Here is a 12072-nt window from a genome sequence, read left to right as displayed (position 1 = left end):
ACTTCTATAAAGATTCAGTTAAAGAATTTTAAAGAGTTTGTCAAAATTATTTTTCATTTTGTATTTGTGTAAACCTACGCCATGAATTATCCCATTCCAGATAGCCCCCAAGAAATTTTTGACCTAAGACAACAGCCTATTGATGAAGAATTAGTTGCCGCTGCGATCGCTGGAGTCATTAAAGTTGTCCGCGCCCAAGGTCAATCTTTGGAAGAATTAACCGCTCAGTTGCTTGCAGACGACCCAATGCTAGATCGGCAACAGCGACGCTGGTTGAGCCAATTGGTTGCTCAAGCTTGGGAAAGTTTTACTTGAGGGGATAGTTTTGGGAACTAGTGCGATCGCATTCTTGCGGCGAGAAAGTAAAGTTATAAAGAAGAATAGGTGAGTTTTGTTTGTGTAGCCGCGATTTCTCGCCGGGGCTTTTCTCCCCATTACAAAACTTAATTACGAATTACGTTAGCGTTAGCGTAAAGCCTGCGGCATAGCTTCGCTTAGAGCGAGTCATCGAGCGTCAGCGGTAGCGACGAAGGAGCGTCATTACGAATTACGAATTACGAATTACGAATTATTTAAGCAACGCTTTGAAAAATTTGCTCGGCAGTCAAATTTAGTTGTGTGAAAGTTTGTGAGATGAGGCGATCGCTATTTTGGAACTGCCGGACTTGGTATTCCCCCTCAACTAACGAATAAACCGAGATAGTGGGTTGTTTGGGATTGCCAATAAACCGTCTACCGCCTAAAGCAGCATAATCTACAATCCAGTATTCGCTGATGCCTACTGCCTCATAGTCAGCCGCTTTTTTTAAATAATCATCTCTCCAATTAGTACTAACCACCTCAACTACTAAGGGAATTGATTGTGCTTGGCTTATAGTTGATTCTTTTTTCCACAGAGGCTCATTCACCAAATTAGGCTGATTTAATATCAGCACATCTGGTGAATAAGCTGATTCACCCTCCAGTGGTTTGACAAACGCTGTTTTGGGAATAAAGTAAGGCAGTTTTAAACGTTTATATTCTGCAACTATTTCTCCAACTAAAAATCCAATAACCTGTTCATGATCACCTGTTGGTGGTGACATTTCAACAATTACTCCATCATGTAGTTCATAGCGTTTTCCTGTGTTATCTGGATATTGAGCAACGAATTCATCGAATGTAACTAGTTTACGTAAGGTTTGAGTCATTAGTTATTACTCCCCATTAGCAATTCTCTATTACGAATTACGAATTACGAATTACTTAAGTGGTTAGATCTCCGACTTTTTGAAAAAGTCGGAGATCTAACCCCTAAACTTTCAACGCTGCTTCCGCTTGGGAGTGTAATAACAAGCCATATTCCAATCCCTCAACTACCGCCTGATAGGAAGCCTCTAATATATTGGTCGAGACTCCTACAGTTGTCCAACGTTGATGACCATTACCTGACTCTACTAATACGCGGGTTTTTGCTGCTGTACCAGTATGTCCGTTGAGAATCCGGACTTTGTAATCTGTTAAATCAAAGGTCGCTATTTGGGGATAAAAATTCACTAAAGCTTTGCGTAAGGCAGCATCCAAAGCGGCCACGGGGCCATTACCTTCGGCTGCTTCCAGAATGTTCTTGCCACTGACAGCGACTTTAACCGTTGCCAAAGCGTTGCTGTCTTCCTTCCCTTCAATCAAATCACAGTGGACTTGGAAACCTTTGATTTCAAAGAACTGCTGACGTCCTCCCAAAGCTTCGTGCATCAAAAGTGCAAAACTGGCTTCTGCGGCTTCAAATTGAAATCCTTCACTTTCCAAATCTTTAAGGCGCTGGAGAATTTGCTTAGCCTCGGCTTTTAACTTATCTAGTTCAATACCAAAGGTGCGCGCTTTAGCTAAAACATTGCTGAGTCCTGACTGTTCAGAAATAACGATGCGGCGACGGTTCCCCACTTGTTCCGGCTGAATGTGTTCGTAAGTTAGGGGATTACGTTCTACAGCAGATACATGAATACCACCCTTGTGAGCAAAAGCCGAACGTCCGACAAAGGGGGCATGTTCATCAGGGGCGAGGTTGACCACTTCGCTAACAAAACGACTCACTTCTGTAAGTTGCGCTAGCTGGTCTTCTGTGATACAACTGTAACCTAACTTCAGTTGTAAATTGGGGATTAACGAGCAGAGGTTAGCATTACCGCAACGTTCACCGTAACCGTTGATTGTGCCTTGTACCATGGTTGCCCCTGCCATAACGGCTGCTAAAGCGTTGGCAACAGCCATCTCTGAGTCGTTATGAGTGTGAATGCCAATTTGGGGAATTGTCATTTGTCCTTTGTTCTTTGTCATTGATTGTTGACTATTGACTACTTCAACAACTTGACTGACTTCATGAGGCAAACTGCCGCCATTGGTATCACAGAGGACTAGCCATTCAGCACCAGCTGCGATCGCCACCTCTAATGTCTGTAAAGCATAACTTGGATTTTGCTTATAACCATCAAACCAATGCTCAGCATCGTAAATGACGCGACGCCCTTGAGAACGCAGAAACTCAATCGTATCAGCAATCATCACTAAATTTTCTTCTAGAGTCGTCTTGAGTCCGGCTGTGACGTGTAAATCCCAAGACTTACCAAAAATTGTTACCCAACGAGTCCCAGCAGCCAAAATAGCTTGTAGCATGGGTTCATCAGCTGTAGAAGTGTTGGGGCGTCTAGTCGAACAAAAAGCAACAATTTCTGCTTGTTTGAGCGGATCTTCTTGCAGTTGCCAGAAAAATTGTACATCCTTGGGATTGGCACCAGGCCAACCGCCTTCAATAAAGGGAACTCCTAGTTGATCGAGTCTTTTGGCAATGCGTAACTTATCTTCTATCGAAACTGACAGCCCCTCGCGCTGAGTGCCATCCCGTAATGTCGTGTCGTAAAGCCAAAGTTGAGGTGAGGAATTTGTGGTCATAATACTGAGACCGGCGAGACAACTTTTAAGCCAATGTGCCAATATACAACAAAAAGGCAGTTTGGTAATCTAGGAATGCCCAAAGTACTAGCTCAAGGTAAAACAATTGAGTGCGAAAGCAAAGCTAATCTCCGCAAAATTCTGCTGCAAAATGGTATTGACCTCTACAACGGCGGTGCTAAAGTAATCAACTGTCGAGGGATTGGCAGTTGTGGTACTTGTGCGGTTAAGGTAGAAGGCGAAGTTTCAGCAGCGAATTGGCGTGATCAAGCGCGGCGTTCGCTTCCTCCTCATTCTCCTACAACAAACCTGCGTTTAGCTTGCCAAACTCAGGTTTTAGGTAACGTTAAAGTAACCAAGTTTGATGGATTTTGGGGACAAGGTTCTCGAATAGAGTGGACACCAGAAGGTTAAAAAGTTAAAAAGGAGCGAAACAATATGGGTAGATGGACACCCCTGATTCTGATGGCTGGAGGCCTAGCAATTCTTTTGGGTACATTGCTGGGTATCAACTTTCCCATGGGGGGACAAAACGCCAGCGTTCCCAACAATGGCAAAAAAGCCAGCGTTCTGCCAGCTAATATTAATGTTAATAGCACTGCCGGCAGCCGAAATAACGGGAATAATGGCGCAACAGAAGAAAGAACGCAAAGCAGAGGTAGTATTGCTCAAAACAATAATACCGATGATTCAACATCCCCTAACAACACAGACACTCAAACAACTGAAACTCAATCTTCTAGTGATGACAATCAAGGCAACGAACCAATTAGAGCCTTGTGGTAACGATTGCTAGTGCAAACAGGCACAAAGCTGTAATGCTCCTCAACTTTTTTATCTTGATTCTCTCGCTCTAGTGATTTCTGCCGTACTGTATTAGTCATGAGTTACGAGTTATGAGTTATCACTCATAAGTTATTAGTTATGATTTATTAGTTATGTACTAATAATTAAAGTGGCTAATGACTAATACTTCGACTTCCCTACCGGACACTCTTGCTAGCTTGCTACCGCGCAGGGGTACCCTCAGTATCAGCGGCTAATGGCTAGTGACATTGTAATTATTGGTGGCGGCGTTATTGGCTTGGCGATCGCCGTAGAATTAAAGCTGCGCGGGACAAATGTCACCGTTCTTTGTCGTGATTTCCAAGCTGCCGCTACACACGCTGCTGCCGGGATGTTAGCCCCAGATGCCGAAAACATCTCGAACGAAGCAATGTATTCCTTGTGTTGGCGATCGCGTTCTCTATATCCCGACTGGACGCGTAAACTAGAAGAATTAACCGGATTAAATACTAGCTACTGGCCTTGTGGTAGCCTCACACCCGTATATGAAGAGGCAGGGGGGCAGGGAGCAGGGAGACACGGAGATGTCTCTATAAAACTCACCGCGTCCCCCTTACGGGTTCGCCAGTTGCCTGTAGAGGGAAACCCTCCCGCAGCACTCGACTCACCGCTTCACCCCATCTCCGCGTCTTCCCCCCTCACCGCCTATTGGTTAAATAAAGAGGCAATCCATCAATATCAACCAGGATTGGGTACAGAAGTTGCAGGCGGCTGGTGGTATCCTGAAGATGCACAAGTTAATAATAAAGCTTTAGCCCATGTACTGTGGAATGCGGCTGCTTCTATTGGTGTGGAACTCAAAGCAGGTGTCACAGTAGAAGCAATTAGACAGCAGCAGGGACAGATTGTTGGCCTTCAAACCAATGTTGGAGAGATTCGCGCTGCACATTATGTTCTAGCTACAGGCGCTTGGTCAAATGAATTATTACCATTACCCGTGCATCCTAAAAAAGGACAAATGCTGAGTGTGCGGGTTCCGGAGTTTGTGCAAGAATTGCCTTTGAAGCGGATTTTATTTGGTCAGCATATTTACATCGTACCAAGGCGCGATTCATCAATTATCATTGGTGCAACTAGCGAAGATGTCGGTTTTACCCCCCATAACACCCCAGAAGGCATTCAAAAATTACTCCAAGCAGCCATTAGGCTATATCCTCAACTACAAAATTATCCACTCCAAGAATTTTGGTGGGGATTTCGCCCAGCTACCCCCGATGAATTACCCATCTTGGGTACTAGCCATTGTCAAAACTTAACCCTTGCCACTGGTCATTACCGCAATGGAATTCTACTTACACCCATCACAGCTACACTCATAGCCGATTTAATCTTAGAACAAAAATCCGACCCCCTACTCTCAGAATTCCACTATTCCCGCTTCCACACCCAGCCATCGACTCCCCCAATGTTCACCCACCCCGCTAACTTCACCAACGGAAACCATACTCATACTATTCCCCACTCCCTACTCCCCACTCCCCACTCCCCATTAATCATTGCTGGCAAAACCTTCCAATCCCGTCTATTTACAGGTACTGGTAAATATCGCAGCATTGAACAGATGCAACAAAGCGTCATCGCCAGTGGTTGCGAGATTGTCACTGTAGCAGTGCGACGAGTGCAAACTAAAGCACCTGGACACGAAGGTTTAGCGGAAGCCCTGGATTGGACGAAAATTTGGATGTTACCCAATACCGCCGGTTGTCAAACCGCAGAAGAGGCGATTCGGGTTGCCCGTTTGGGACGCGAAATGGCGAAACTGTTAGGACAAGAGGATAATAATTTTGTCAAGTTAGAAGTAATACCTGACCCTAAGTATTTACTCCCTGATCCGATTGGCACACTGCAAGCAGCAGAACAACTAGTTAAAGAAGGCTTCGCGGTATTACCTTATATCAACGCCGACCCCATGTTAGCCAAGCGCTTAGAAGATGTAGGCTGTGCTACAGTCATGCCCTTAGCATCGCCAATAGGTTCTGGACAAGGGCTAAAGACCACCGCCAATATTCAAATTATCATTGAGAATGCAAGCGTACCAGTGGTTGTAGATGCTGGTATTGGCTCACCTTCAGAAGCTGCTCAAGCCATGGAATTGGGTGCAGATGCCTTGTTGATTAATAGTGCGATCGCTCTTGCAAAAAATCCCGCAGCCATGGCCCATGCCATGAACCTCGCAACAGTGGCCGGCCGTCTAGCATACTTCGCCGGTAGAATGCCCATCAAAGACTACGCCAGTGCTAGCTCACCCCTAACTGGCAAAATTACAAGTTAGGGAATGGGGAACTCGGGGCCCCCACGTTAGCGAAGCCCAGTGGGGATTAGGGGTAATGGGGAGCAGAATCGCAAAGACGTAATTTAAATGACTATTAGCTTTAAGAGCGGTGTGACAAATGACAAGTGTAACGATTTGTCTAACACATCAAGAGTGTATATGATGTTTATGTAACATTAAATCAATATTAAGATAAAGGAATTCACATGCCCTACACAAGCGAAGAAGGCGGTCGTCTGAACAACTTTGCTCAAGAACCGAAGATTTATCGAGCAGAACCTCCCACTGAAGGGCAAAAACGCAATTACATTATCTTAGGAATCGCTGCTACAGTTTTGGTTGTTAGCTTAATTTTTGTCGCCTTCTCGGTTTCTAATGTCAGTTAAGCACAACAAATCTTAATAAAATTTAATTACTTTATTGTTTCAGGTTCCAATATTCACAGGAACCTGGTTTTTTATTTTTGTTAAAATTGGATTAGATATATTAAGTATAATTATATACTTTCATATTTGAAATTTGATGCAAAACTGAGATAAATAGTATTTTTTAACATTAATACCAGATTTTTAGCCTATTTGGATGCGCCCCAAAAGGGGATGTATAATTTGTTTTGGCTCTTTAGCCGCCATGAGCGTGAATGACACTGCACACAGCGATAATTTTGCATGGAATCGGCAAGTATACCACCGCCTAAAACTTGCACTTAGTCTAGGCTTACGGCGGCAACTGTTTCTAGCAGTGTGTGATGATTTACACTTGAGAAATAAAGTTGCGGCTCGTTTGCACTCTACATTGGCGTATCCGGTTGGACAGGTGCTGTATCAGTCATCCGATGCACCAGATATTAGCACTCCAGCCTATCCGCGATTAGTGACATTGCGGCTGAATTTAAATGACCCAAATCTCATAGTTCAGATCAATCAATGGTTAACTAATTATCCACCGCCAATTGTGGGAGCATCAAAAGATACTCCAGGTAGACCTCTGCCAATACCAGCATTTCAAATTGTAGGCGTAGAGCAGCTAACCAAGCAACCGGTTGCTACACAGCGTTTATTTTTGCACTATCTCCGCTTAAGCGAGCAATATTTTTTTACCCCAGAATCTAGCCAATTTCTAGAATCTAGCTTGTTGTTATGGGTACCACGTCCTTGGTTGTATGCTGTGCAACAATCAGCGCCTCAGTTTTGGAATTGCCGCACTGGTATATTTGTGTTTGCTGGAGAACCTACACCAACAACGCACAATTCTAGCTATCCAGAACGTTTTTCTAGTTCAAGAGGTTTAGATGCAAGCAACCTTGAACAATCGATTTTAGAAGAGTCTGTTATTGAATCGGAATCTACACCAGTTAATGAACTCAAGTTTGAGGACGATGGCGATTTTTTAGCAAATCATGTAAGTAAAACTCAACAAAATTCGCCGTCAATCATAGATTTATTGAAGACTGAGACGCAACAGCAACAATCAGAAACAAGATTTTTGAGCAATAGTAACAACCAGCAGTTACTATCTTCTTTGTCTCACATTAGCAGTGAATTAGCAGAACTAATAATAGCAGCCAGCAACACAAAATTTGCTCAAGGTATAGAAGATGACTCGCAAATGCAGCAAATTTTGTTGGAGATTGAAGAATTACACTCACAACAAGCTTCAGAGAAAGTGCTGGCAGAAGCTTATTATCGCTTAGGTAATTTATACCGTCTTCGCATTGAGCAAGGACAGTCAACTATAGAAAACCTCATGGTGGCGATCATCGCCTATCAGGAGTCAATTAGCTATGATGAGGATTCGCCGCAACTCTCAGATATTTTAAACGACTTGGGTACACTTTACTGGATGCTGTACCGCACACCACCAAATTCTGAGGAAGGAAAATCTTACATAGAGCAGGCAATAGAATTTTATCAGTTGGCATTAAAGCTAATTTCGCCAAAGGAAAACCCAGAAACTTACGCACGCGTGCAAAATAATTTGGGGACAGCTTATGGTGATTTGGCTCGTTTTTCTAATCCAGCAGAGAACTGGCAGCAAGCAATCATCGCCTATGGTGAAGCACTGCGCTGCCGTACAGTTGAGACAGATCCTTTAAAGTATGCTGCTTGTCAGAACAATTTAGGTACTGCTTACTGGCATTTAGGGCAATATAAACAACCAGTCGCACATTTAAAAAAAGCGATCGCAGCTTATAACCTGGCACTTTTACACTATAGTCCCGATCAGGAACCGCTCAAGTATGGCATGATTCAAAATAACATCGGTACTGCCTGCTGGAATTTGGCACAATACGAACAACCAGTAGAAAATTTACAATTAGCGATCGATGTTTATCGCGAAGCACTCAAGTATCGCACTGCTGCTGATGTGCCTGCTGCTTGTGCCGCTACCCACAATAATTTAGGCACTGCTTACTGGCACATCGCTAATTTATCTCAAATCACTAAAGAGACACGACAGAAGTTTCTGCAACTATGCATCAATGCTTACGAAGAAGCGATCGCATTAGCTAAATCAATTAAAGGTATGTCTTTAAGCTTTGATTTACTTGCTACTTATAATAATCTGGGATTAGCTCATTATCAACTAGTAATCGATCCATCTTTTAATGGTAATAAACCAACTATTTCTCAACATTTAGAAGCAGCATTAAACAATCATTTACAAGCGTTGAATGCATTGAGTAAACAAACGGAAGCTTATCAGAAAACCTTTGCTTACGTAGTGAAAACAATTCGGGCTTTTCACAATGAGTTAGGTATTCAAGGACAAAATCTAGCTTTATCTAAAGTTCCTAGTCAGTTGTTGCCAGAAATTCTACCAAAGTTGTAGGTTATCTTACCGAACAAAAGAACAGGGAACAGTTTTTTCTATTGTCTTAATTGAACAAAGTTAGATTTACACAACTATCCCAGCCATAAAAATTTGCTTGGCAGTTAAATTTAATTCTGGAAATGCTAGAGATTGAATGCGATCGCCATCCTGAAATCTGCTAACTTGGTACTCATCTTCTACTAAATTATAAATAGAGATAGTAGGCTGTTTAGGATTACCAATAAACTTACGAGCGCCGAAAGCCAGATAATCTACAATCCAATATTCAGGAATCCCAATTCCCTCGTACTCACCATATTTTTTGTAGTAATCATCACGCCAGTTAGTGAGGCAGTGCGTTGCGGGGGTTCCCCCCGTTGTAGCAACTGCCGTACTAACAACTTCAATAACTAATGGAATTGACGCTCCCTGAGTCACAGTTGATTTCTTTTTCCAAAGGGGTTCATGTATTAAATTAGAGCGATTTAATAATAGAACATCTGGTGAATAACCTGATTCATTTTCTGGTGGTTTCACCAATGCAGTTTTAGGTATCAAATAAGGTAGTCTCAGACGCACATATTCTAAAGTGAGTTGTTCAGCTAAAAATCCAATAATATCTTCATGGTCGCCTGTAGGTTGTGGCATCTCAACAATCACTCCATCATGAAGCTCATAACGTTTTCCATCGGGCTTCCATTCTACGAATTCTGCAAATGTTACTGGTTGAGATAAAGGTTGCAACATAATATTCTTATCTACTTCATGCCAGTATTTTATTGTGTTGTTTCACGCTTGATTCTTTCTAGCTTGACGCAGTTTCTCTCGCAATCGCTCAACTACAATTCTATTTTAAAAATGGGCAGTAGGGAGTAGAGAGTCTCACGGTAGCCAACGAGGGCGAAAACCAACTAAAGGTAATTGTGCTGGTTGAATATCTTCAGTGTCGGCATCAGCCACAGGAGACAATAACATTAACCATAAACTACTAGTGGCGATCGCTTCGCCATCATCATTTTTCACAATGTTTGCAGGTGACGAAGCAGTGGTTTCTTGTAATACTACTTGGTCGAATAATAAGCCCAAACCATCGGGAGATAAGTTCATTTGCACATTTCGCTGATCTGGTGGTAGGACTAGCAATGGTTTCTGTTGTCCAGTTTTGAGATTGATTGCTACGACATAAGGCTGTTCTATATATTGCTCTTTCGATACTAGCTGTGTCAGTAAGCAGTAGAGGGTGGGCGAAGCTGTATCAAATTGACAACTGATAATTGTGCCTGTGGTTTTTAAGAGTGGTTTCTGTATGCCTTGGTTTGTCACCAAAAACAAATCTCGCGTATAATCTGTATTAAATTTTACCATCGCTGCTTGAGAGCCATCTTTGGAGAATGCTTGCACTAAACCAAACTGCGGCAAGAAATCTAGAGGTTTAGTAGCATCACCTTGTAAGGGTAGAATTGCTGCCCCCTGTCCTTGGGCAACTGCCACGGCTTTGCTATCCGGTGTGATCGTAAAGTCTCCTCCCGGTTGGCTTTGCAAGCGTTTAGGGGTAGGTTGTTCTTGGGAAGCGTCGCTGTTGGCTGGCAGAAACCACAGCCCAAAGTCATTGGGATTAGCTTTATTTCCCCGTTGAACTACAATGGTTTGTCCATCGGGCGATAAATCAAATTTGAGAATTTGATAGTCTTTGTTATCTAAAATCAAGTCAACTTTGCTGGCTGATTCTGCTGGCTTTCCAGATTTTCCAGAAATACCTGTTGTGACTGTGTAAAGTTGAGCCGAAAGTATGTCTTGATTTTTGGTGGTGCGGGCAGAAAATAAGATTTTTTCCCCATTGGGATATGGCTCAAAGTCCATAACAATCAAGTCTTTGGGGGTAAGTACCTTTTTTTGCTCTTGAGTGAGGTTGTAGAGAACTAACTGTCCTTGGTTTTGTTGATCAGCACCTACGTAAAGGATGACGCGATCGCGCGTCCGAAAATTACCCGTAAAGGGCTGCATTATCCTTTTTTTGCCTTCTTGTTCAGCAAACTTATCTTTGGCTCCCTGCAATTTCAGTTGATAATTCGTGCCATAAGGTGCTGGTGTCCGCAGTGTATACACCATCCGTCGCCCTGCCCAACTCACTTTCCCCGCTAGTGGTGGATCTATTGCTTCCTTCAGACTATCTTCTACGCTTTTTTTGTCCATTGGACGGCTAAAGGTGAGGGTAAAAGAGAGATCCTCCGCACCGATTTGTTGATTCTGCCAACTAAAATCGCGGACACGAGCCGTCACCACATCACCTTGTAAGATGATGATTCCAATCAGCAGACTCAGTAATAACATGAGTGCGATCGCTATCCGATCTAGTGGTTGGATAAAAGCTTTAGATTTGGTCATTGGTCATTTACAAAGGACAAAAAACTAATAACTATAAGGATTCTTCGGTTGGGGAATCTTTTTAATGGAGGCAGCAGCAATGGTAAGTTTGCGTTCACCTGCTACAGTGTCCGTCATCATTTTTCCTTCTATTTCTAGCCAGCTATCAGGGGGGTATTGATCCCGATTCCCTTCTATTTTTACGGGTAATCCTATGGGATAAGCGTCTGCTGCACAGCAAGTAAGGACGAATCGCGCCAAGAATAAATGTTCTTTGCCTATATTTGGTGGATGGATGACAAATCCTTGAACCTTGACTTTTTGCCCTGTATATGTATCTGGTTCTGGATAAACATTCACGGTACGTACCCAATCTACAAGCGATCGCTCTTCTGGGCGAATAGTAGCCCGAAATGCTTGGGGTTTGACGCGTGTTGTTCCCAATAAATCAGTTACATCTCGCTGGAGTGCCTTATCACTGGCAAAAACTTGAGGTGTGATGATGAAACCCAAAATCGCTGTTGCCAATAGCAAACCACTACCCCAACCAGGAGGAAATAAGGTAAAGTGCTGCACATTTGGCGTCAAATCACGACGCCGCCGCAGCCAAAGGTCTTGCGCCTTTAAAATTCCAATCACAATCAAACTGAAGCCACCCAGTATTGCTAACCAAAAGTAATTTGGGTGAATTAACAAATTCAGCTTGCCAGTTAACCAGTATTTCACCATCAAAATACCCAAAGCTGTAATTGCGAAGACATCCAGCCAGGGAAGTAAGCGATTTGGGATTTGAGATTTGGGTTTTGGATTAGTCATTTTGTTAATCAAGAGTCATTAAATAATTCGTA

Annotated in this window: 11 protein-coding genes; 6 read left to right on the top strand and 5 right to left on the bottom strand. The window is 43.0% G+C overall.

Annotation, left to right across the window (positions count from 1 at the left end):
• Positions 1 to 81: 81 nt before the first annotated feature.
• Complete coding sequence (locus AC5JMF_RS26390; protein WP_495798670.1) at positions 82 to 315, top strand: hypothetical protein; 234 nt, start codon at positions 82 to 84, stop codon at positions 313 to 315.
• A gap of 257 nt (positions 316 to 572) precedes the next feature.
• On the opposite strand, the gene AC5JMF_RS26385 is transcribed toward AC5JMF_RS26390, so the two are convergent.
• Positions 573 to 1190: a Uma2 family endonuclease gene (locus AC5JMF_RS26385; protein WP_495798669.1), complete on the bottom strand. Its 618-nt coding sequence runs from the start codon at positions 1188 to 1190 to the stop codon at positions 573 to 575.
• A gap of 103 nt (positions 1191 to 1293) precedes the next feature.
• Positions 1294 to 2928 carry a citramalate synthase gene (gene cimA / locus AC5JMF_RS26380; protein ID WP_495798668.1) on the bottom strand — a complete coding sequence of 545 codons (1635 nt, stop codon included), beginning with the start codon at positions 2926 to 2928 and terminating at the stop codon, positions 1294 to 1296.
• Between the two features lie 75 nt (positions 2929 to 3003).
• Here cimA and AC5JMF_RS26375 point away from each other — a divergent pair, with 75 nt between their 5' ends.
• The 5 genes from AC5JMF_RS26375 to AC5JMF_RS26355 all read left to right on the top strand — a co-directional run bounded on the left by AC5JMF_RS26375 (position 3004) and on the right by AC5JMF_RS26355 (position 8878).
• Positions 3004 to 3342, top strand: coding sequence for a 2Fe-2S iron-sulfur cluster-binding protein (locus AC5JMF_RS26375; protein ID WP_495798667.1), 339 nt, complete (start codon positions 3004 to 3006; stop codon positions 3340 to 3342).
• 24 nt (positions 3343 to 3366) lie between these two features.
• Positions 3367 to 3714: a hypothetical protein gene (locus AC5JMF_RS26370; protein ID WP_495798666.1), complete on the top strand. Its 348-nt coding sequence runs from the start codon at positions 3367 to 3369 to the stop codon at positions 3712 to 3714.
• A gap of 256 nt (positions 3715 to 3970) precedes the next feature.
• Positions 3971 to 6046, top strand: coding sequence for a glycine oxidase ThiO (gene thiO / locus AC5JMF_RS26365; RefSeq protein ID WP_495798665.1), 2076 nt, complete (start codon positions 3971 to 3973; stop codon positions 6044 to 6046).
• A 206-nt stretch (positions 6047 to 6252) separates the two neighbouring features.
• Positions 6253 to 6432, top strand: coding sequence for a photosystem II assembly protein Psb34 (psb34, locus tag AC5JMF_RS26360; protein ID WP_495798664.1), 180 nt, complete (start codon positions 6253 to 6255; stop codon positions 6430 to 6432).
• Positions 6433 to 6676: 244 nt separating this feature from the next.
• On the top strand, positions 6677 to 8878 hold the full coding sequence (locus AC5JMF_RS26355; RefSeq protein WP_495798663.1) for a tetratricopeptide repeat protein: 2202 nt from the start codon (positions 6677 to 6679) through the stop codon (positions 8876 to 8878).
• Positions 8879 to 8944: 66 nt separating this feature from the next.
• On the opposite strand, the gene AC5JMF_RS26350 is transcribed toward AC5JMF_RS26355, so the two are convergent.
• From AC5JMF_RS26350 to AC5JMF_RS26340, 3 genes are all read right to left on the bottom strand, one after another.
• A complete protein-coding gene (locus AC5JMF_RS26350; protein WP_495798662.1) occupies positions 8945 to 9607 on the bottom strand; it encodes a Uma2 family endonuclease in 663 nt (220 codons plus the stop codon).
• Between the two features lie 135 nt (positions 9608 to 9742).
• Positions 9743 to 11245 carry a hypothetical protein gene (locus tag AC5JMF_RS26345; protein WP_495798661.1) on the bottom strand — a complete coding sequence of 501 codons (1503 nt, stop codon included), beginning with the start codon at positions 11243 to 11245 and terminating at the stop codon, positions 9743 to 9745.
• Positions 11246 to 11269: 24 nt separating this feature from the next.
• The gene (locus tag AC5JMF_RS26340) at positions 11270 to 12040 is read right to left on the bottom strand and encodes a TIGR03943 family putative permease subunit (protein WP_495798660.1); all 771 of its coding nucleotides are present in this window, start codon (positions 12038 to 12040) and stop codon (positions 11270 to 11272) included.
• Positions 12041 to 12072 lie beyond the last annotated feature (32 nt).

The organism is Desmonostoc vinosum (assembly GCF_059505385.1).
This window is presented reverse-complemented; position numbering and strand designations above follow the sequence as displayed.